The sequence below is a fragment of the Ruminococcus sp. XPD3002 genome (assembly GCA_900119535.1).
Lineage (GTDB): Bacteria > Bacillota > Clostridia > Oscillospirales > Ruminococcaceae > Ruminococcus > Ruminococcus flavefaciens_H.
This window is the reverse complement of sequence record FPJT01000007.1, coordinates 165,804-188,551: the sequence shown is the minus strand read 5'-3', so window position 1 is coordinate 188,551 and position 22,748 is coordinate 165,804. Positions and strand designations below refer to the sequence as shown.

Below are 22,748 nucleotides of genomic sequence, written 5' to 3'. Positions count from 1 at the left end.
TTCGGGATACAAAAAAGTAACCGCCTTTTGGCGGTTACTCAGTACACACTATTAGTCGGGATATTCAAAGATCATGCTCTTTATGGATATCATCCGAAATGCTTACCGGAATTTGTACATCTCAAAGACTGTTATCGCTGCGATAACAGTGATGTTGCCTAAAGCGTTTGTGATATAGCGGAAAATGCGGCGCTTTTCTGAAATTACTCCCACAAGAGCCGATATTGCAGCTGCTGCACATACGGTCATACAAATAGTCTGCGATATGCCTATGAATGCAGAGACTGCACTGCTCATGATGCCGTTACTGCTTACGTAAACGGTGTATGTGATGAGTAATATCAACACAGAAGCAAGCCACGCTGTCTGTCCTGCCTTCATTATTGCGGAACCCTTGCAAGGGCTGTAAGCATTGTGCTTTTTCAGCTTGCGGCGTATGAGCATGAGGTAAACGGCAGCAACGGCGAGTAGGAGATAAGCCGTAAACAGGCAGAGCTCAGCAGTATAGTGGGGCTCCAAAACTCCGCTGTGTACAGGCATATTTACGAGCTGAGCATAAGAGAGGACCGATGTGCCGTCATTATAGTCCTCTGTTCCCATAAGTATGGCGCCCTCTTTAACAGCATTGAAATTTGTCTGTTTGATGAGCCTTTTCTTGCTTTCTTTATTAACATCTGAAAGTCCGTATTCATCCTCTGCATCATAAATCAACTGATATGCACCGCTGCCGATGCTCTGAACATGCTCTACTCTGACCGCATTAAAGAATGTGATGAATTTAAGTATACCTGTACGCGGAAGCTCCGCAGGCAGATAATACCTGCTGAGTTTAACATCCTTCGATGTACTGTCAGCGTATTTCCGCGAAGAAAGCGTACCGAAGAACCATTCGGGGAAGTCAAGGAAGTAGTGATTATCGTCGTCAGACTGATTTATCATCACCACAAGTCCGAGTCCGGACTCGGGATCAAGGAGCATTTTTACGTGGCTTGCCGCAGTTGCTCCCTCGTGACCGTATGTACGGACTGCGAATTCCTGACACTGCAAGCCGTGAGCGGACAGTGGAATATCCGATCCGCCGTAAAAAGATGTGGCACTGAAGAGCTCCGCACGGGTATCGGCACTCTGAAACAGCGGAGAATCTTCGTCCAGCAGAGCCTGAGAAAAAGTCATCAGGTCGGGAAGTGTGCTTACTGCGGAGCCTGCCGGATAGAGGGTAAGATAGTTCAGACAAGTTCCCTTGTCTGTCAGAGCAGCACCCTTTTCGTATGTCTTCATTTTCCTGCGCTGTTCATATACCCACGGATTATCGCTGTGAGTCGGGGCTATGGAAGTGTGCTCCATTCCGAGAGGTTCAAGTATATGTTCATGAACGTAGCCGCAGTAGTCCTGTCCCGCAGCGCACTCGATAACATAGCCTGCAACAGCCGCACTGTAAAGTGAACCGACAGGTACCTCACCGGGACGGTAGACTTGTAAAGGCTCGGCTGCTTGAAGCTCGTCGGCAAGGGACAGTACAGAAGCCTCGTCCTTTTTCCATATCTGAGATGAACTTTCCTGCCAGCCTGCGGTGCCATTCATCAGATCGATCATAGTGATAGGTTCATCGTAGGTGAGATGCCTGAAGAATCCGTCAGGCAGGTAGTCCCTGATGTCACGGTCAAGGTCAAGCTTTCCCTGTTCCCACAGCTGCATTGCGCTTACCCATATAAGAGTCTGCGAGACCTCTCCCCATTCAAATACCGAGTTCTCATCGGTATGGGCATTCAGTGCGGAATCGGTACAGGCATAATATCCCGTGCAGAGGACTTCATCGGCATTGAATGCACCTATCGCGGTAGCTCCCCACTTTTTTTCAGCCATATCTATATCGTTTTCCTGAAAATCAAGCAAAAATTCAAAATCGCTCTGACTTACTCCCGAAGGGAAAACGATATCCTCGGCTCTTGCAGAAAGTAAAGGCGGATTCACCAGTATAGCTGCGGAGCAGAGAAGTGAAGCCGCAATTCCGAGTAGTTTTTTCATAGAGTATCACCTCACAGCTCTTTGTCTTCGTATTCGCATACGGTGCATATATATCTGTAGGTCACTGACAGTGCAGCAATGGTCAGAAATGCAGCAAAAAGCAGCATTCCGTCGGCAGCATTTCCGAGTATACGCATAAGGTCAGCGACGAATTCAAGCAGAGGGATAGTCGGAAGAAGATCTGCAAAAACAAGCAGGAAAAGGAATATAAGTAAACCCGAAACGACGACAGCACGGATATATTCTTTCATCCCTGCCTTGCGTATCCCGCCTGTTTTCGCTTCTCCTGACGACTTTCCGACGTTTGAGAAGTACTTTCGCAGTTTGCCCGAGATGATAACAGCTCCTGTTGAAAATGCAGCGGCATAGGGTGCATTGAAGGACGAAAGGAAGAGTATGATGCCCTGATGCTGCTGATTTATGACCGCAAGGACCATAAATACATAGAACAGCAGACTTATCCCCGTATACAGCGACATTGTCAGCAAAAAGCGTGAATCTGCAACATCCTTTCTGCTTACGGGAAGGACGGTGTTCAATCTCTCGCAGTGGTATTTCATCTCGTTCCCGAACAGCATGGGCACTAAGAAAAAGCTCATGAGAGGCGGTAGGAGTATCGCCATAAACGGTGCAATATAGGTCATTGCACCGAATGTGAGGCACATTATGAGTACGATCAGCTTAAGATTGTTCCTGCCGCCGTTCATCATGATAAGGTCAGCGCGCATAATTGAGAATATTCTTTTTCTGTCATTATTCATTTTCGTATCCTCCTATATCTCACGCTCAGACACTATGCGTGTCGTTATCTCGCCGAATACAAGACAGACGGCAAGCATTGCTGCATTGGAAGCTGCGCCGAATATGACGGACTCGCTGACGGATATTGCTGCATAGTTCTCTGCCATTTGCATCAGATGAAACTGCGGTATCAGCGTGGTGTGCGATGAGAGTAAATACACTCCGCCTATCACAGCCGACAGCGCTGCGATACCTATCATCACCGAACGGAAGAGGTTTTCCCTGCCGTATATCTGACTCATCATTTCCATATAAGCCTCAGCTATGCAGCAAACCGCAGCTACAGCAAATACAGCAAGATACACTACAGCAGGAGTGTCATATATCATGTGCATATAGGTAAGCATTTCTCTGCTTCGTTCCGCACTCCGATCGATATTGAATATGAGCTTGTTAAGATCCAGTATCGTTGATGAAGCTGCAATTACCAGTTCTGTTAACTCACATATCAGAAATGCTGCAAATATGTATATGAACCTTGCCCTTGTGACGTTTCTGCGGTCGACGGGAAGAGTGCCGTAGAGCTTGCTGAACCCGTTCCTTTCGGCGATATCCTGCAAAGGATAAACGAAACCGAATACACAGAAGGTTATCATTACAGCGATAAGCGGTGACAGAAGCATACTAAGGACCAGACAGAACAGTATGACAAATACCAGTTCTCCCATAGAAACAGAGCTCATCGTAAGAAAATCAAAGCGTATCACTTTCAGTATGTCCTGCATTCTTAGCCTCCTTAGCGATGTATACCAGTATTTCATCGATGCTTGCCTTTTCGCACACCAGCGTTTCGGGCAGAGATCTCATATCTTCAGTTCTTATCATAGCCTCGAAACCGTTGCGATAGCTGTGAAAGCCTATCATACGTTCCTTCAGTCCTTCGGGTATAGCGTCCTCATCACCCTTGACAACGGCATAGCTCTCTGTAAGGTCGTCCTTGCTGCCTGTGAACCATACCGTGCCGTTATGGAGGATAGTTACATAGTCGGCAATGCGTTCAACATCAGCGGTTATATGAGTGGAGAAGAGTATTCCCCGGTTCTCGTCGAGAATGTAGTCCGAAAGTATATCGAGAAGCTCATCACGGGCAACTGGATCGAGTCCGCTTGTAGGTTCATCGAGAATGAGAAGTTCGGGCTTGTGTGCGAGAGCTATCGCTATCATAAGCTTCATTTTCATTCCCTTTGAAAAGTCACCGACACTGCGGTCATCGGGCAGGCTGAACCGCTTCAGTGATGCGAAGAAATCATCGCTGTTCCAGTTCTTGTAGAAGGGACGTATCTGCTGTTCTATCTGCTTGGCTGTGAGATGCTCGGCAAGGTACATGCTGTCGAAAACCACGCCGAGACGCTGTTTGATCTCGATGGAGTCCTTTACACTGTCCAGTCCGAATACGCTTATGCTTCCGCTGTCTGCCTTAGTCATATTCATAACGGAACGGATCGTTGTTGTCTTGCCTGAGCCGTTCTGTCCGACAAATCCCATGATATAGCCTTTCGGCAGGGCAAAGGTGACGTTCTTCAGCGAGAAGTCTCTGTAAGTTTTGCATAGTCCGTTTATTTCAAGAATGTTTTCCATATCAGTCCTCCATAAATTTTTTCAGGGCAGCAGCGATCTCGTCATCGGTGAGTCCTGCATTCCGTCCGTTTTCGATCGCTTTTTGCAATCCTTCTTCCATTTCAAATAGCATACGCTCTCGCAGCAGTTCGTTGTTGCGCGGCGCAACATAGTAGCCCTTGCCTGTTATAGAGGTTATGAACCCCTCGTCAAGGAGATCGTTGTAGGCTCTTGTTGTTGTTATAACGCTGATCTTTAGATCACGCGCAAGCTGACGGATAGAGGGAAGCTGTTCGTCCTCCCTTAACGAACCGTCGAGTATCTGCGCTTTCATCTGCTGCTTTATCTGCTCGTAGATCGGCAGTTCTGATTTATTCTTTATTACAATGACCATAATTACTTCCTTCTGTTATACTGTATATGTGACTATATATACAGTATAACAGAACAGACACATTTTGTCAAGAGGAGATTACAAGAAATGCGTTCTCAATATCTGTAACAAGTAGGTTATTGCTGCAAACATCGTTCCGGAAGTCCATATTCTACCCAATACTCTGCACCTGAAACAAAAAAACTCCCGAATATTCGGGAGTTTTTCCTTGTGAATCCATATCGTTTCACCTTTATGGAGCTGATGATCGGACTTGAACCGACGACCTACGCCTTACCAAGGCGTTGCGCTACCGACTGTGCCACATCAGCAATTCGACCTTAATAATTATACACTAAGAGGAAAGAAAAGTCAATAGAGGTGGAATATATTTTACTGATTTAATTAAAGCGCCGCCCTTGACATTTTGTGAAAGATATGTTATCATAGTAAAAAAGCTATGAACGGATAAAGCCTGTGCAGAGCCTGATACAGAGAGTTCCCGTGTGGTGGAAGGGGATGAGGGCGCAGAGGAAATTACATTCGGGAGCTGCCGTGCCGAGGTCGGCTGAGGTGAACTCAGCAAATGAAGTAGGTTCGGACGGGTAAGCCCGTTACAGCGCAATGAGGTGCGTATCCACGCATAAAACAGGGTGGTAACACGAGTAAATTCGTCCCTGACATTCCTTTGCGGAGTGTCAGGGCTTTTTGTTTGATCGCGGGGAGAAAGCTATGAAGGTAGAGCTGAAAAAAGCAACTGTAAACGATGCACGCTGTATATGGGAAATGCAGGTCGAGGCTTTTTCCGGACTTTATACAAAGTACAATGACACTGAGACTAATCCTGCTGCGGAAAGTCTTGAACGAATGATAGAACGTCTTGAACAGCCTTTCACATACTACTACATAATAGAAGCTGACAGTAAGAGTGTCGGTGCAATTCGGATAATAGACAAAGGAAAGGGTTCTGCTAAGAGGATATCGCCTGTTTTCGTTCTTCCGGAGCACAGACATAAGGGCATTGCAGGAAAAGCGGTTCTCGAAGCCGAAAAGATTCATGGCGGTAACTGCTGGGAGCTTGATACTATCCTGCAAGAGGAAGCGCTGTGCCGTTTTTATGAAGAGCTTGGATATAAGCGGACTGGCAAAACTGAGATTATAAACGAAAAACTTACGCTTGTTTTTTATAGGAAGATGAGAGCAGATGAAAGGTCGTGATAGACATGAAAACGCCCGACGTTTTCATTGCTTATGCAAAGTGTGGTGGATATAAGTGAAGAAATATACTATCATAGGCGGAGTCAATGGTGTAGGAAAGAGCAGTCTGACGGGAGTTCTTGTAAGGAAGAACAGTGACCTCGGACTTGTCATAGATACAGACAAGATAAATGCTGAATATGGCGGCGATCGTATAAAAGGCGGAAAAGAGGCGATACGTCTTATTGATGAATGCATCAGAAAAGGGATAAGCTTCACTCAGGAGACAACGCTCTCAGGTGTAAGAACGCTGAAAACTATCAGACGTGCGATTGAAGCAGGCTATTACGTAAAGCTGTGCTATATCGGCGTAAGCTCATGCGAAGAAAGTCTCAGCCGCATCGAAAACCGGGTAAGAAAAGGCGGACATGATATCCCGTCGGAGGATGTTAAGCGCCGTTATGACAAGCGTTTCAGCGACCTTGCCGCTGTTCTGCCCTATTGCAGCGAAGCTGAATTCTGGGATAACGAAAACGGTTTTTCCCAGGTCGGCGAATACAGGAACGGGATACTGACGCTCTATGACGGTATAGCTCCTGAATGGCTGAAGGCGTTTAAAGCTTCAATGGAAAATGTCTGAGCATATATCAGACTTGAAAGGTCGTGATAGACATGAAAACGCCGATTAAATATCCTGCTATTCCTCCCTGTCAATTAGACGGTGAAGATCCTATTACATGCGGCAACGGCGAAAAAATTGCTGATTTGAACGATTATTGGAGCTGGGCTCATTCCGATTTGCTCGGTAATACTGAACGTGGTATTTTTGCAGAATTTTTGGTACGTCTTGCTCTTGGAATTAAAGAAAACAGAAATTCTTGGAGTAAATACGATCTATTATATAAAGGCATACGAATTGAGGTTAAATCCTCAGCCTATATACAGACCTGGGGACAAAAGGAATTATCTTCGATAAGTTTCGGTATAAGTCCGTCACTGGGGTGGGAGGCTTCTGACAATTCATATGAAAAAATAAGAAAACGACAGTCAGATATATATGTGTTTTGTCTTCTTGATTGTAAAGATCAGGATATTATTCAGCCCACTGAAGTTACGCAATGGGTATTCTATGTTTTGCCGACCAGATCATTAGATGATAATAAAACCATGTCAAAAACAATATCATTGTCAGCTTTAAAAAAACTACCTGTAAAAGAATGCAGATTTGATGATTTGAAGCACATCGTTGATACTCTTATAGATGAGAATAAAATATTAATAAAGGAGAAATAACTATGACCACTTTTGAAGAACTTAAAAGACGAGGACTTCTCGCACAGCTCACAGACGAAAAGGAGATAGAGGAGCTTGTAAACGCAGGCAAGGCTACATTCTACATCGGATTCGACCCTACAGCGGACTCTCTCCACGTAGGACACTTCATGGCACTCTGCCTTATGAAGCGACTCCAGATGGCAGGCAACAAGCCTATCGTACTTATCGGCGGCGGTACTGCAATGATAGGAGACCCTTCGGGCAAGACAGATATGCGTAAGATGATGACTCCCGAGACCATACAGCACAACGTTGACTGCTTCAAGAAGCAGATGAGCCGTTTCATCGACTTCTCTGAGGACAAGGCTATCATCGTTAACAACGCTGACTGGCTCATGAAGCTGAATTACATCGAGCTTCTCCGTGATGTCGGAGCACACTTCAGTGTAAACCGTATGCTCTCACACGAATGCTACAAGCAGAGAATGGAGAGGGGACTCACATTCCTTGAATTCAACTACATGATAATGCAGAGCTACGATTTCCTTGAACTCTTCCAGAAATACGGCTGTAACATGCAGTTCGGCGGCGATGACCAGTGGGCAAACATGCTTGGCGGTACAGAGCTTATCAGACGTAAGCTCGGCAAGGACGCTTACGCTATGACTATAACTCTTCTCCTCAACAGCGAGGGTAAGAAAATGGGCAAGACCGAGAAGGGTGCAGTATGGCTCGATCCCGAAAAGACAACTCCATACGAGTTCTTCCAGTACTGGAGAAACGTTGCTGATGCAGACGTTATCAAGTGCCTTAAGATGCTCACATTCGTACCTGTAGAGCAGATAGAGGAAATGGAAAAGACTATGGAAGGCGCACAGTTCAACGAGGCTAAGGAGCTCCTTGCATACGAGCTTACAAAGCTTGTTCACGGCGAGGAAGAGGCTGAAAAGGCAAAGGCAGCTTCAAAGGCACTCTTTGGCGGCGGCGGTTCGGATGAGAACATGCCTGTTGCAGAGATAGAGGCTTCAGAGCTTACAGACGGCGCTATGGGACTTCTTACCGTACTTGTCAAGGCAGGTTTCGCACCTTCTATCTCAGAGGCTCGCAGACTTGTACAGCAGGGCGGTATCACAGTCAACGATGAGAAGATGACCGATCCAAAGGCTCAGATAAAGCTTGAAGGAGAAACCATAATCCGCAAGGGCAAGAAGGTATTCAAGAAGGTAGTTGTGAAGTAATATCGGTTTGTAGGGGCGCACATTGTGCGCCCTTTTAGTTGTCGCAAATCAGAAAGCAGTAATCAGTGATTAGAAAGTAGAAAGCAGTGTAGGGGCGCTTTCCGAGCGCCCGTCGATACACGTACAACCACATGCAACCCTGATACCGTGTAGGGGGCGATGCCTACATCGCCCCTTTAGTTTTCAGATATCAGAAAGTAGAAAGTAGTGTAGGGACGCCGTCCCTACAATGTTCTATTCATATTTATCGGGGATATCACGGGCGCTCGGAAAGCGCCCCTACAAATTAATTTCAAATCCGTCCCCGACAGGAGACACCACAATTATCATTTATTCATTAATTCTGCACGATATGTTTCAGAATATGCACGATTTATCATTGAAATGGTCTGGCGGTTATGTTACAATTGTATTGTAAAAAAATACGGTGACAATGTCACCATGAGAGGGAGTAATTACATGAACCACAAAATAATGAGAAGATGCCTTTCAGCACTGATATCAGGCATGCTTATCGCTTCATGCGGCTCTGCGGCTTTACCGCTCAGCGGAAATGCAGCAGGAAATCTCATCAAGAATTCAACTTTTGAAAATGGTACCAAAGACTGGGGTACCTATAAGGAAAGCGGCGGAAGCTGCGCTCTTTCCACCGATGACGGCAGACTTGCTCTGACTGTAAAGAACGTTGGAAAGGTAAACTACGCAGTTCAGGTATACTACGATATCATTCCGCTTTATAAGAACGGTGTATACCGCCTTAAGTACGACATCTCATCAACAGTTGACCGCTTCGTTGAGGGTATGATACAGATGAACGGCGGCGACTACAGAGCCTATACATGGAAGGGACTTAATCTTACTTCAACTCCTCAGACAGTAGAATATGAGTTCACTATGGAAGAGGAAACAGATATCATGGCTAAACTCGTGTTCAACTGCGGTATACAGGAGAAGTACGAGGGCGAGCTTCCCGAGCACACTATCTACATCGATAACGTTTCTCTCGAACTCGTTGACGACAGCAACGTTGACTATGATGCAGACAAGCCTTATGCACCTTCTATCAACATCAACCAGGTAGGCTACAGACCTGACAGCAAAAAGACTGCTGTATTCCGTGATGTTACAAACCAGACAGAGTTCTCTGTTGTAAATGCCGATACAAAGGAAAAGGTATTTACAGGCAAGCTTGAAAACAAGAAGGAAAATGCAAGCGCAGGCGAAACAAACTATACAGGTGATTTCTCATCTGTTACAAAAGCAGGCAAATACTACATCTCCTGCGACGGACTTGATGATTCCTATACATTTGAGATAGGCGATAAGGTTTACTCAAACCTCATCGATGACAGCGTAAAGATGCTTTATCTCCAGCGCTGCGGCGTTAAGGTAGAGGATGCGACATTCGGTCACGCTGCTTGCCATACAAGTCAGGCTACAGTATACGGTACAAACCAGAAGATAGACGTAAGCGGCGGCTGGCACGATGCCGGTGACTACGGACGTTATGTAGTTCCTGCTGCAAAGACTGTTGCAGACCTGCTTTACGCTTATCAGGCTGCACCTTCACTCTACAGCGACAGCCTCGGTATCCCCGAGAGCGGCAACGGTGTTCCCGATATCCTCGACGAAGCACGTTTCGAGCTTGAATGGATGATGAAGATGCAGGCTCCCGACGGCGGCGCTTACCATAAGGTATCCTGCGCTACATTCCCCGGATATGTTGCTCCTACAGAGGAAAAGGACGAGCTCATCGTAACTCCCGTAAGCTCAACAGCTACAGCTGATTTCTGTGCATCTATGGCACTCGCAGCTGAGTTCTATGAGAAGTATGACAGCGATTTCGCTAAGAAGTGCATGGAAGCTGCAAACAAGTCATGGGCATGGCTCGAATCCAATCCGAACTTCCTGTTCAAGAATCCCGAGGACATCGTTACAGGTGAATACGGCGATATGACAGACAAGGATGAGCGCTACTGGGCAGCAGTTCAGATGTACCGCGCAACAAAGGACGATAAGTACCTCGCTTCCGCAGGTAAGTCTTATACAGGTCTCGACTGGTCAACAGTAGGCGATTACGGCAACATCGCTATCCTTACTATGAACGGCGCAGACAAGAACTCCGATGTCTACAAGAACGCACAGGCTGCTGTTCTCAAGCAGGCTGACAAGATGATAGGCAATGTTGAGAGCTCACCTTACGGTTCACCTCTCACTAAGTATAACTGGGGAAGCAATATGACTATCGCAAACGCAGGTATCATATTCGGTCTTGCTCAGCAGTTAACAGGCGGCGAAAACTACGGTGAAGCTGCACAGGCACAGCTTAACTATCTCCTTGGTGCTAACCCTGTTGCTACATGCTTCGTTTCGGGCTATGGTACAGTTTCTCCCGAGAATCCTCACCACCGTCCTTCAATGGCTGCCGGAAAGGCAATGAAGGGCATGCTTGCTGGCGGTGTGAATGAGAACCTTGAAGACAGTGCTGCTAAGGCATATCTTGCTGATGCACCTGCTGCAAAGTGCTATGTTGACAACTCAGAGAGCTATTCAACAAACGAGATAACTATCTACTGGAATTCTCCTCTGACATATCTCCTTACACTTACAGATCCTTCAGTTGCTCCCGCACCTGTACAGCCTGCAACAGAAGCTCCTACACAGCCTGCAACTGAGGCACCTACAACAGAGCCTGCAACAACAGCTCTTGCTACAGAAGCTCCCACAACAGAGCCTGTAACAACAGCTCCTGCTACAGAAGCTCCTACACAGCCTGCAAATGTAAAATACGGTGATGCTAACCTTGACGGTGATGTAACACTTTCTGATGCTCTGCTCATACTCCAGTATGTTGCAAACAGCCAAAAATACAATATCGACGGACAGGGACTTGTAAACGCTGACTGCTTTAACCCCGGCGACGGCATAACAGGTCAGGATGCACTTGCTATCCAGAAGCTTGATGCAAAGGTGATAGCTTCTCTCCCCGACAGAGCATAAAAAACGGAACTGCCCTCCGTTGAGGGCAGTTCATTTATCTCTTGCTTTTTCTGTATTCAAGGGGACTCATTCCCGTCTGTTCCTTGAACTGACGTGCAAAGTGGACATAGCTGCGGTAGCCGCACTGCTTTGATATGGCTTCCGATGTAAGGTCGGTGGAAATAAGGAGCATTTTGGCGTATTCCGTTCTGCTGTTGATGAGGTCCCTGATGAAGCTTACACCGAACAGCTTCTTGTAAGCATGCTGGAATGCTGAACGGCTCATATTGACCTCGTGACAAGCGTAGCCTATACTGCGCTGTACGAAGGGTTCGGCATATATCTTGCTTCGTATCGTCGAGAGCATTTCATACTGCTTTCCCGAATGGTACTTTTCGTTCTGCATTACACGTTCGGCTATCTTGGTGAACAAAAGCGTCATATAGCTTTTTATGCTCTGATCTTTGTATGGGTGATCGGAGTATTGCTCATAGGCTATCGACTTGATGCAGAAGCTAAGGAAGCTTATATCCATAGGTATCGGTGTTTCGGCAGGTATGATGTCCAGGTGGAGCAAGGCTCTTTCCTCGTCATCAAGCTCGAAATGTATCCAGTCGTTATCGAATGTGTGCTGAGGTATGCACCTGTAGAACTGCGGTCTCGACTTGGGATAATAGAATACAGAATCCTGCGGTGCGCGGATATCTTTGCCGTCTATGGTAAAGACAGCTTCGGTCTTGATAAGAAGCAGCAGTTCGTCGCCGCTTCCTTCGGGACGCTCGATGATAAAATCGGCGTCATGACAGTGGTTAAATCCCACATTGTTTATTATCATACGATCCCTCCCCCCCTTATTAATGTCAGCGGTTTTGCCGAAAAGGGTAAAATGAGACTGACATAAAATGTGACGCGCAACCCCCTTATTCTGAAAAGAATTTGCGCTCCCCGATAATACGGGGCAATAGCTGTCAGGATTCGGTTATTGAGTTCACATTTATTATCATAAAAGCGCTCCCCGAATGTACTCCTAAGTTCGGGGAGCGTTTTACGTTTAAGCGAATGATACCGCTTTTGATTGACTGAGAACTATTATTAGCCGTATCATCTTACGACTACTCGGTTCCTTCCGTTGCCCTTTGCCTGATAAACAGCCTTGTCCATGCGGTCAAAAGCGGTCTTGAAGGAGTCGTCAGGTCTGATATCGGTAACACCTATACTGCATGTCAGATGACCGACTCTGTTGAAGGGTTCTTTTTCTATCGTGCTGCGGAGAAGCTCTGCAAGTTCTCCTGCTGCTTCGATATCATCGTCATAGTTTACAACGACGAATTCCTCACCGCCCCAGCGTCCGAGTACGGCATTCTTGTCCTTTATGACAGCTTTGACAGTCTCGGCGAAGTGTATCAGGGTTATATCGCCTACAGAGTGGCCGTAATCATCGTTTACGTGCTTGAAGTAATCTATATCAAGCATTATGATACATGCCTTTCTGCCCATTTTCTGAGTTTTATCAAGAGCGTTGTAGAGCTCTGTGGAGATTCTTCCGTGATTGTATACCGAAGTAAGGGGATCCTTTGAAGCGAGATCCTCGTATTTTTTCAGTGTGGACATAAGTTCAGCTACGTTCTCGTGGATATCCTGTACCATGAATACGAAACGGTAGTCATCGTCATAGTTAGTCTCTGCACGGCAGAATATGAGCTTTACCCAGATGTAGTTGCCTTCAAGGTTCTGCATAAGGCAATCGAAGGAAGAAGTCTGTCCCGGAGTGAAATGAGTTTTGAGGTATTCGGGATCGGTCTTTTCGAGGAACAGCGCCTGGTCATCGGGCCATATCATATTGACGATCATCATTCTCCAGTCTGAATACTTTATCGGAGAATTGACCGTTTCATCGGATATCTCGGAAATGCAGATGCTGTTTGTAGTATCTCTCACGATATCGAAATACATCGAGAAGAGGTATGTACTCTGTATAGTGTTGACCTTTTTGCTGGTAAGAGTCTCTTCGATATTTTCTTTATCATCGAGATCGTCAAGAAGGAAGAGATAAAGCTCCTTCTCCTTTATGGGGTATACAGTCATCTGGATAATGTGGGTTTCCTCGTTGAGGACAACTTTCAGGCGCTTGCTGTATTTGCCCGAAAATTCACCGAATATCGGCAGAAATACCTTATAATCCTTAGTTATGCTGTCCTGAGTGTCGCCAAAATGGAACCACAGCTTTTCGATAAGAGAGTGGTAGCTTCCGCTTTCGTCGATGAAGTCCTCAAAGAATCCTTTGCGTACCAGTGAGTTGTATTTATCTGCATTACCGTCAACGATAAGCAGCGCATCAACACTGTTGCTGAAGATATCCAGTGCTTCGTTAAGGTTTATTTTATCAATAGGCTCACTACTCATATTTCCAAACATCTCCTTGTATGGTCAAAAAGGCCATGATCATCCTTTATTATTATGTGTATATACAGCGTTGCTGATTACACAAATCCAATATAATGATACCACAAAATGAGAAAAAGTTTGAGAATATTTTATGAACGGCAGCCTGTTTTTCTATTATTTGTTGATTTGAACAATATAACTGTGTCTGAATTGTAAATAATGCTGATGGTTCTGAACTTTTTTGTACATGTTGACAAATTGTTCATAAACAGAGCGTAATTGAATCCGAATGTTTAACCATTTGTAAACTTAATGTGTACGACTCGTAAAAAAACTTTGATTCTATTGAAATGCCCGAAAACAGGTGATATAATAAAATCAACGAAAACGAGTTAGACGTTTACCGCTGCAAAACAGCAGCTTTAATATATGAATAACTCACTCCTTATAATAATATATAAATTAGAGCGCTGAGACCTTTTTTCCTGGAGATCATGGCGCTCGATTTTTTTCATGGAGGGATGAAAATGAAAAGACCTGTGGTTTCGGTCATAATTCCTGCACATAATGAGGAACGCTACGTGGCAAGGTGTATCGCTTCGGTAAAGAAAGCGGCTGAAAGATACGGCAGAGAGGTCGAGATAATAGTAGTCTGCAACAGATGCACCGACCGCACGGAACAGATAGCTCAGCAATGCGGTGCAAGGACTGTAAAGGATGAGAGCAGATGTATAGCTCAGGTAAGAAATACGGGCATCGCCGCAGCACGGGGAAAGGTCATTATAACTATCGACTGCGATAACCGCATGACTGTGGGGACTATCCGTGAAGTGTGTTCGCTCCTTGCAAGCGGAAGATATATAGGCGGAGGTGCTCCCATGAGGTTCGAGCGGACTTCCTTTCCCCTTAAGCTCAACGAACTCATGTGCCGCATAGGGTTCGCTGTTACGGGACTCTACTGCGGTATGTTCTGGGCGGAGAAGTCCACCTTTGAAGCGGTCGGAGGATTTGCCGACAAGAGGGCAATGGAAGATGTGGCTACTGCAAAGAACCTTAAGGCACTCGGCAGAAAAACAGGCAGGAAATACGGCTGTCTCAAGCGGAACTTCCTTATCAATTCCACCCGAAAAATGGACGATATGGGCGACTGGCTCTATTTCAGGCTTATGTTCAGCAATATCACTGCCATGCTGAAGGCTGCTTTCGGACACCCCGAGGAGTACGATAAACTGATAGACAAGCTGTTCTATGACTACAACAACTGATACGAAAGGCGGAGACATTATGATATATACCGTTACATTCAATCCTGCCGTGGACTACGTTGTCCACACCGAGGGCATGAAGCTGGGATGCGTTAACCGTTCGTCAGCGGAGGAGATATACTTCGGCGGAAAGGGAATAAACGTCTCGGCAGTTCTTGCGGAGCTTGGAGTAAAGTCCAGAGCAATGGGCTTCACAGCAGGTTTCACGGGCAAGGCTATCGAACAGGGAGTCTGCTCAATGGGTATCGAGGCGGACTTCGTAAGGCTTGAAAAGGGCAATTCACGTATAAACATCAAGATAAAGTCCGCCGAGGAGACCGAACTGAACGGACAAGGTCCCGATATCGATGATAAGGCACTTGATAGTCTATTTGAAAAGCTGGACCGTCTTGATGAAGGCGATACGCTGATACTTGCAGGAAGCATACCGAAAAGCCTTCCTTCCGACATATACGAGCATATCCTTGAACGTCTTGCCCATAAGGATATTATGACTGTAGTGGATGCTGAGGGAGAACTGCTCATGAAGGTACTGAAATACAGACCGTTCCTCATAAAGCCGAATGACTATGAGCTTGGCGGACTTTTCGGCAAGGAAATAAACAGCGATGAGGATATAGCCTTCTATGCCGCTGAATTGCAGAAAGTGGGAGCCCGCAACGTGCTTGTATCTATGGCGGAGAGAGGCGCATTCCTTCTGGACGAGAGCGGCAAGAAATACCGCTGCGGAGTGTGCAGCGGTACGGTAAAGAATTCGGTCGGGGCAGGGGATTCGATGCTTGCAGGCTTCATTGCAGGTCTTTCACAGGGCGGATTCGAGTACGCTCTTAAGCTTGGCACTGCCTGCGGCGGTGCGACTGCCTTCTCGGACGGACTTGCAAAGAGAGCGCTCATAGACGAACTGCTGAAAACTCTCTGAGGTACATATTCAGACTTGCAATTTTTCATTGATTTAACATGCATTTTTCACAAAAGGACTTGCATTGTTTTGTGGAATGTGATATAATAACATACAGGTTCATGCGAACCGCTCACCGTGTTAAATGATTGGTGTGCTTAAAATCAAAGGGAGTTGTAATATGCTGAAATATGTTTTGCTGATCGTCGGATTCGTCCTGCTGATAAAGGGCGCCGACTTCTTTGTGGACGGCAGTTCGAGCGTTGCCAAAATACTGAGGGTACCGTCGCTTATAATCGGTATGACCATTGTTGCTATGGGTACGAGCCTTCCCGAGACCTCGGTAAGTGTCTTTGCTTCGATCGCAGGAAAAAATGACCTTGCGATAAGTAATGTGGTCGGGTCGAATATATTCAATCTTATGGTCGTAGTCGGAGTGTGTGCGCTGTTGTGTCCGATGGCTGTGGGCAGGGATACGATAAAGCGTGACCTTCCGTTCTCAATTGGCGTTGCAGGACTTCTGATGCTACTCGGCGGTATCGGTATGACAGTCGGAAGGCTGGACGGTATCATCCTTCTTGCTGTATTTGCGGTATTCCTCTATGTTATGATAGCTTCTGCGAAGAAGGCAAGGGATGTGGCAGATGAAGACGAGGAAATAAAGGTGCTTCCGGGCTGGAAATGTGCCCTCTTTATTGCAGGCGGAATCGCTGCTATCGCAGGAGGCGGCAGAATGGTCGTTGTCGGCGCTTCTGACATCGCAAGAGCCTTCGGTATGTCCGATAACCTCATCGGAATGACTATTGTGGCACTTGGTACGAGCCTTCCCGAGCTTGTAACTTCAATAGTTGCGGCACGTAAGAACGAAGTCGATATGGCACTGGGAAATGTAGTCGGCTCCAATATATTCAACATACTTTTCGTGCTTGGTATAGCAGCTTCTATATCACCTGTAGGCTTCACAATGGAGAACCTTACCGATACTGCACTTCTCATAGGTATGAGTGAGCTGGTACTGGCTTACTGCTTCCGCAAGGGAAAACTTGTACGCTGGCAGGGCGCTTCCATGCTTGCACTGTACGCTGCTTTTACTGCTTATATCTTCGTAAGATGAGAGGTTAGAATATGGCCATAACTTACAGAAAACTGACCGAAAATGACCTTGATACATTTATTGAGATGCGAATAATCCAGCTTCGTGAGGAAGGTGCAAAGGAGGACATCGACCTGCGTCCTGCGCTTATGGACTACTATTCCCGTCACATGGCAGACGGCACGTTTTTCTCATGGCTTGCTGTAGACGACGAAAAGATAATTGGTACAAGCGGTATGTCCATTGTCGAAAAACCGCCGTATTTTGGCTGTCCCAGCGGTAAGATCGGGCTTCTTTCAAGTATGTTCACTGAAAGAGCCTACCGTAGGCAGGGCATTGCAAAAGAGCTGCTTTCGAGAGTTGTAGATGAAGCACGTGAAAAGGGATGCGGAACTGTACAGATAACTGCTTCGGATATGGGAGTTTTGCTGTACACAGATTTCGGATTCACGAAGAATAATAATTTCATGCAGTATAAATTATGAATCAAAAAAGAATCGATCAGGGAACGCCTTCTCTTGCAGGGTGTTCCCTTTTTTTCAAACAGTCAACCGGCCTGTTTTGCAATTCACCCTCTGCGGTGCGTTTACCGTCTGTTATCTGAGTGCAGAACCGGCATGTACCGGCGAATACGAGTATCGATGCAACGGTTATGAATATAAAAAGAATGATATTAAGTCCCTTTTTGGACATAAGGTCATTTTTCAGTATTTTGCGGAACATATCTGTTTTAAAGATATGATTATAACATACATCGGATTAAAACGATGAAATAATTTTTGAGCCTGATACGTGGGAAATGTATTGACAAAAACACAAGTGTGGATTATAATGGATTTATAGTTAATGTTATAGGATTAAAACAGAATTGTGCGTTTCTGTTAATGAATAATTGTTCGGCTTGACATAATTTACAAGGGAGGATAAAGAATAATGATAAAGAAATTTGCTGCGGCAGCTGCTGCGATACTGATAACAGCATCGAGTGTAGGTGAATGTGCCGCATTTGCCACAAAACCCTCTGATTCTTATGAAGATCCTGATTATGTTGCTCCTTATGAGGGAGAGACCGAGGATGGATTTGTCTATTATAAAACCGGCGAAGAGATCATGATAGTTGATTATAAGGGTGAAGGCGGCGATATCGTTATCCCTGAATATATAGACGGCTATCCTGTCACAGATATCATACTTATAGATTTTTCTAATTCAAACGCAAGGTCGATAACTTTTCCGGGAACAATAAAGGAGATCGACAGCTATCTTATTACAGGTATCAGTACGCTTGAAGAAGTCACTATCGGTGAGGGAACCGAATGCATAGGAAGTATGTTCTGTTCAGGCTGTGAGAATCTGCGGAAGGTCACTCTTCCTGACAGTATTAAAGAAATAGGAGATAGTTTTTTGAGCCATACAGCTGTAGAATCACTCGAGATCCCTGATCAGATCACAGAGATTCCTCCTAATTTCTGTAATATGTGCCCGGAACTTAAAACGGTTAAACTGCCTGCAAACCTCACATCTCTCGGAAACTCTGCTTTCGCAGGAAGCGGTGTCACGGAGATCGAACTGCCTGATACTCTGACCGATATCGAGCCAAACGTTTTCTCAGCATGCAGATCCCTTTCCAGGATCAATATACCTGAAGCTATAAAAGACATTCCGGATGGATTCTGCATGGGATGCATGTCTCTCAGGTCAATAGAACTGCCAAAGGATCTGAATTCGATAGGCAGATCAGCATTTTTGGGTTCGGGACTGAGATATCTTGAAATACCTGATACGATAAAGTCACTTCCCGATGGATTCTGCGCAGAGTGCAGTGCTCTTGAAAGGGTAAAGCTTCCGTCAGAACTTGAATATTTAGGCGCTTATGCTTTTTCAGAAAGCGGTCTTGTATCCATTGAAATACCGGGCAGTGTAAAAGTGCTCGAGACGGGCACATGCAATGGGTGCGAGTCGCTTGAAAAGGTCATTCTGCATGAAGGCACACAAAAGATAGACTCTTACTGTTTTGAATACTGCTATGCTCTTTCGGAATGCAATATACCCGAAGGAATGAAGTCGATAGGCTCTGGCACGTTCAGAGAAACAGCTCTGAAGACGGTAGACCTGCCTGCTTCCATGACAGATCTTTCACAGGAGGCGTTTACAGACGCAGACAAGCTTGAAAAGATAAGTATTCCTGAAGAGAATGAGAAGTATTTTTCTTCCGACGGAGTTCTTTACGATAAGTCTACCAATCAGATATATCTGTTCCCTTGCGGAAAAAAAGGAACGTTTATTATGCCCGAGATCGATTATACGGGTATGATTTTCACATTCGACCAGAGGATAAATATATCGGAACTTGTTGTGGCTGATTCTTTCAACTGGGATTCGATGCTGTTCTACAGCCGCGATAATATGCCCAAGATAAGCCTTAAGGACACTAACAAGAATTTTATTATCGAGGACGGTGCTGTCTATTCAGCCGATAAGAAAAAACTTGTTCTCTTGCTTGATGATACAGAGGGCGAACATACGGTGGAGGAAGGTGTTGAATGTATAGGAACTTATGCTTTTTTCCAGTGCAATAAGCTTACGTCCGTTATATGTCCGAAAAGCCTGAAAAGGATAGATGATAGAGCCTTTGAAACTATCCCTTACCTCTGCAATATCGAATTCAACGGAGATTCTGTGGAACTGGGAGACAATGTTTTCGGAAACAACACTCTCAGAACCCTTGAACTCCCTGCAAACTTCGAGTGCGACGGTTCTCTTCCCGAGTCTCTGGAAAAAGTATCTTTCAATGGCGGCGGAAAAATAGTTATCGGTCCCGGTGCCTTTGAGGACTGCCGTATGCTTGAAGAAGTGGTGTTCCCCGAGGACAGCAAGGAAATATATATAAAGGAAAAAGCATTTGCAAATACTAATATTGAAAAGGTGTTCCTTCCTTCATGCGTAAAAAAAGTCGGCAAGAGCGCTTTTGAGAACTGCAGCAAACTTACTTCCGTAGTTATCGATACAGATGCTGAGATAGACGAAAGTGCTTTCAGGATAAATAATTCTCTTGAAAAAGTAGTTTTCAAACGTGTGGGAAAGCTTGAAAGCAAGGTGTTCAGCAACTGCAAGAAGATAAAAGAGATAGAGTGTCCGCTGGATGCTGAGATAAACGGTATGGCGTTCAACGGATGCAACGCTTTGAAATACATAAACGGCATTGATGTCCTCAATGAGGACGGCACAGAATTTGTGCCCGAGCTGGACAGCTTTATCAGGAAAAACTTCTACAATGCTGCAAATATCGCTTTTCTTGATGACTGGCTCTGCAATAATATCCAGAAGATCGTATCAGAACTCATCGATGATGATATGTCCGATATAGAAAAAGCCGCAGTACTCCACGACTGGGTTTGCGATCACGCAGTATATGACTTTGATAACAGAGATGATCCGAAAAATCATACGGACGCTTCTATCATGCTTAATGGCATAGCAGTATGTGACGGCTACGCAAAGACGTATAATCTTCTTCTCCATGCGGCAGGACTCGAGACATGCTTTGTTGTCGGCGACGATCACTCGTGGAATGTGGTGAATATAGACGGAAAATATTTCCACATCGATACTACATGGGATGATGAGGAAGGCAGCTATAACTGGTTCATGCTTACAGATCAGCAGATGAAAAATGCAGGCGGTCCACATGCAAGCTGGATAGTACAGTGTCCTTCGGTCCTTCATGCCTTCCAGACATCAAAACTTCCAGAGTGCAGTACTCTCATGGGAGACCTGAACAGAGACGGCGTTTTCGGCGCAATGGATATGAGTATGCTTCGCAACTCTATTGCTGAAAACAGTGAGTACAACGTAGTCGGCGATCTCGACCACAACGGAAAGCTTACGGCTGCGGATATTGCGGCAGGCCTTGAAAAGCTTTCGTACAAAATGGGCGATGCGAACGAGGACGGTGATGTCGGACTTGCAGATTCCCTTGCAATACTCCAGCATATCGCAAATGAGAAGAAGTACCGTCTGGGCGAAAAGGGAAAAGCAAATGCAGACGTTTTCGATAACGGCGACGGTATTACAGCTATGGATGCGCTTGTACTTCAGAAGCGTGATGCGGGATTGGTCAGAACTCTGCCCACATCCTTTATGATCGGCGGAAAACAATTCACTGTCGATGGTGTATAAAAATACTCCGTTCAGTTTAAGAGCAGTGCTCTTATAGAAGTTTTTACGTATATTATTGAGGGAGACGTTTTGAGCAAATGTCTCCCTTAATCATTTCAGAGCCTCTACTTTAAATTTTAAGCCTTACAGGGTGCTCATGTAAAACTATCAGTTTAGTAATACTATGAGTGAGTACCCTGTAAGGCTTAAAATTTGGGGCAAAAAGTCTTTGGAAAGGGGTTCGGGGAAGAACCTTTCCTCAGAAAGGTTTTCCCCGATAAATACATATCAAACTTTTGTATGAGTATTACTCTTATGCTGAACGGAGTAATGTTTGTATCAGGCTTTCAGAGCCTGAAAAGCTGTTCGCCGTGTACGGGGTTGAACTTCCTGAGATATATCTTTCCGTTTATTATCTCAAGGACCTTGCCTTCCCTGTTCTTTGCAGGCGAGATAGTATAGAGACCGTCGTGACGGTGTGCGGCGTAGAATATACCGCGGGTAACGTTCAGTGAGGATTCTGGAGATGGATTGACGCCGTGGAAAACGAGTCCCTTTTCGGTTACTTTTATCGTGAGATATGCCGAATCAGGCAGTATCTTGAATCCTGAGCTGTTTGTTATGTAGTGAGCTTCCTTCTCGGGGAGGCTCGTATCTGCCATGAAGCGCTGAAGCAGTGAAACTATCGTCCGTTCGGTAGCGTAGAGACGTTCGGTCACTTCTTTTTCCGGATCGGAGTAAAGAGCTTCCATCTCAGAGGCAGTATCTGCGGCAATGGCGTTTATATCGGCCTCGAAGCTCGTTCTGTCGGGGAACAGGTCCTTTACCTTTTCGGGACGCTGTTCGGGGACGAATTCAGGGTATATCGCTTCTGCGAAATTCTCGTAAGCCTTGTGCATTTTCCTTGCTGAGGAGTAGTAGGTCATTCCCGTAGAGTGGGGGAGACAGCAGATGTCCGAGATCATATGTATCGATCTGCCAAGATGCTCCGCACACTGTTCCGTAAGACCAGCACGGTGCATAGTGAGCGCCATTGTATAGTTTTCCTCGAACATTGTACGGGCACTGCAATAGAGGTTACCGATACCGTTTCTGTAGTAGCCGTTTACGGCTTGCTGTTTCCTGCCCGAGTAGTTTACGGCACAGTAGTAATGTCTGCCCATGCCCTTTTCATAGTCGCCTTTTCTGTCGGGACGCTTTGAGAAATACATCATTCCTTTGACCATAGGCGAGAAGAATTTCTCTGATTCGGGATCGATGTGCTTTAGTATTATAAGTGAACGCAGGAGAAGTGTTTTATGTACACACTTTATATCCGTGCAGCGTTTTTCGTTGTATTGCTGAGTCAGAGCGTTGAGCGCCCTTACTGTGTTATTGAGTTCGTTTCCCATGTAAGGCTCCTTTGATGTTCTTAGAGATGCTTTGTTGCGGAGAACAGCCTCCAATATATTAATATAGTAACACATTCCGCAGTAAAAATCAAGTAGTCAGCTTTGGTTAACAG

General features: G+C 45.6%; 18 protein-coding genes, 1 tRNA gene and 1 other annotated feature. Of the genes, 10 read left to right on the top strand and 9 right to left on the bottom strand.

Features of this window, described 5'->3' with window-relative positions:
• Positions 1–102: 102 nt before the first annotated feature.
• From BT127_RS08315 to BT127_RS08290, 6 genes are all read right to left on the bottom strand, one after another.
• The gene (locus BT127_RS08315) at positions 103–2,025 is read right to left on the bottom strand and encodes a serine hydrolase domain-containing protein (RefSeq protein WP_075424561.1); all 1,923 of its coding nucleotides are present in this window, start codon (positions 2,023–2,025) and stop codon (positions 103–105) included.
• Between the two features lie 11 nt (positions 2,026–2,036).
• Positions 2,037–2,786, bottom strand: coding sequence for an ABC-2 transporter permease (locus BT127_RS08310; protein ID WP_075424560.1), 750 nt, complete (start codon positions 2,784–2,786; stop codon positions 2,037–2,039).
• A gap of 12 nt (positions 2,787–2,798) precedes the next feature.
• A complete protein-coding gene (locus tag BT127_RS08305) occupies positions 2,799–3,551 on the bottom strand; it encodes an ABC-2 transporter permease (protein ID WP_075424559.1) in 753 nt (250 codons plus the stop codon).
• Positions 3,520–4,404, bottom strand: coding sequence for an ABC transporter ATP-binding protein (locus BT127_RS08300; RefSeq protein WP_075424558.1), 885 nt, complete (start codon positions 4,402–4,404; stop codon positions 3,520–3,522). The genes BT127_RS08305 and BT127_RS08300 overlap by 32 nt, the downstream gene beginning before the upstream one ends.
• A 1-nt stretch (position 4,405) precedes the next feature.
• Positions 4,406–4,777, bottom strand: coding sequence for a GntR family transcriptional regulator (locus BT127_RS08295; protein ID WP_075424557.1), 372 nt, complete (start codon positions 4,775–4,777; stop codon positions 4,406–4,408).
• A gap of 235 nt (positions 4,778–5,012) precedes the next feature.
• Positions 5,013–5,088 (bottom strand) — tRNA-Thr (locus tag BT127_RS08290).
• A gap of 119 nt (positions 5,089–5,207) precedes the next feature.
• Positions 5,208–5,438 (top strand) — a binding site (T-box leader).
• Between the two features lie 50 nt (positions 5,439–5,488).
• Between BT127_RS08290 and BT127_RS08285 the strand changes: the two genes are divergently transcribed.
• The 5 genes from BT127_RS08285 (at position 5,489) to BT127_RS08265 (ending at position 11,466) form a co-directional block, all read left to right on the top strand.
• Positions 5,489–5,974 (top strand): GNAT family N-acetyltransferase, encoded by a 486-nt coding sequence (locus BT127_RS08285; RefSeq protein ID WP_075424556.1) that lies wholly within the window; start codon positions 5,489–5,491, stop codon positions 5,972–5,974.
• 55 nt (positions 5,975–6,029) lie between these two features.
• Complete coding sequence (locus tag BT127_RS08280) at positions 6,030–6,593, top strand: ATPase (RefSeq protein WP_075424555.1); 564 nt, start codon at positions 6,030–6,032, stop codon at positions 6,591–6,593.
• A gap of 32 nt (positions 6,594–6,625) precedes the next feature.
• A complete protein-coding gene (locus BT127_RS08275; protein ID WP_075424554.1) occupies positions 6,626–7,246 on the top strand; it encodes a hypothetical protein in 621 nt (206 codons plus the stop codon).
• Positions 7,247–7,248: 2 nt separating this feature from the next.
• Entirely contained in the window at positions 7,249–8,466 is a 1,218-nt protein-coding gene (gene tyrS / locus BT127_RS08270; RefSeq protein ID WP_075424553.1) for a tyrosine--tRNA ligase, read from the top strand.
• Between the two features lie 459 nt (positions 8,467–8,925).
• Positions 8,926–11,466, top strand: coding sequence for a glycoside hydrolase family 9 protein (locus tag BT127_RS08265; RefSeq protein WP_075424552.1), 2,541 nt, complete (start codon positions 8,926–8,928; stop codon positions 11,464–11,466).
• A 34-nt stretch (positions 11,467–11,500) separates the two neighbouring features.
• On the opposite strand, the gene BT127_RS08260 is transcribed toward BT127_RS08265, so the two are convergent.
• The gene (locus BT127_RS08260; RefSeq protein WP_075424551.1) at positions 11,501–12,280 is read right to left on the bottom strand and encodes a helix-turn-helix domain-containing protein; all 780 of its coding nucleotides are present in this window, start codon (positions 12,278–12,280) and stop codon (positions 11,501–11,503) included.
• A 266-nt stretch (positions 12,281–12,546) separates the two neighbouring features.
• Positions 12,547–13,848 (bottom strand): GGDEF domain-containing protein, encoded by a 1,302-nt coding sequence (locus BT127_RS08255; RefSeq protein WP_075424550.1) that lies wholly within the window; start codon positions 13,846–13,848, stop codon positions 12,547–12,549.
• A 509-nt stretch (positions 13,849–14,357) separates the two neighbouring features.
• Between BT127_RS08255 and BT127_RS08250 the strand changes: the two genes are divergently transcribed.
• The 5 genes from BT127_RS08250 to BT127_RS08225 all read left to right on the top strand — a co-directional run bounded on the left by BT127_RS08250 (position 14,358) and on the right by BT127_RS08225 (position 21,265).
• On the top strand, positions 14,358–15,095 hold the full coding sequence (locus BT127_RS08250; RefSeq protein WP_075424549.1) for a glycosyltransferase: 738 nt from the start codon (positions 14,358–14,360) through the stop codon (positions 15,093–15,095).
• Between the two features lie 19 nt (positions 15,096–15,114).
• Positions 15,115–16,014 carry a 1-phosphofructokinase gene (gene pfkB, locus BT127_RS08245; protein ID WP_075424583.1) on the top strand — a complete coding sequence of 300 codons (900 nt, stop codon included), beginning with the start codon at positions 15,115–15,117 and terminating at the stop codon, positions 16,012–16,014.
• A gap of 160 nt (positions 16,015–16,174) precedes the next feature.
• Positions 16,175–17,107, top strand: coding sequence for a calcium/sodium antiporter (locus BT127_RS08240; RefSeq protein ID WP_075424548.1), 933 nt, complete (start codon positions 16,175–16,177; stop codon positions 17,105–17,107).
• An 11-nt stretch (positions 17,108–17,118) separates the two neighbouring features.
• Positions 17,119–17,571, top strand: coding sequence for a GNAT family N-acetyltransferase (locus BT127_RS08235; RefSeq protein WP_075424547.1), 453 nt, complete (start codon positions 17,119–17,121; stop codon positions 17,569–17,571).
• Between the two features lie 448 nt (positions 17,572–18,019).
• Positions 18,020–21,265, top strand: coding sequence for a leucine-rich repeat protein (locus BT127_RS08225; protein WP_075424545.1), 3,246 nt, complete (start codon positions 18,020–18,022; stop codon positions 21,263–21,265).
• A 326-nt stretch (positions 21,266–21,591) separates the two neighbouring features.
• Here BT127_RS08225 and BT127_RS08220 read toward each other — a convergent pair whose 3' ends face one another.
• On the bottom strand, positions 21,592–22,635 hold the full coding sequence (locus BT127_RS08220; RefSeq protein ID WP_075424544.1) for a zinc dependent phospholipase C family protein: 1,044 nt from the start codon (positions 22,633–22,635) through the stop codon (positions 21,592–21,594).
• Positions 22,636–22,748 lie beyond the last annotated feature (113 nt).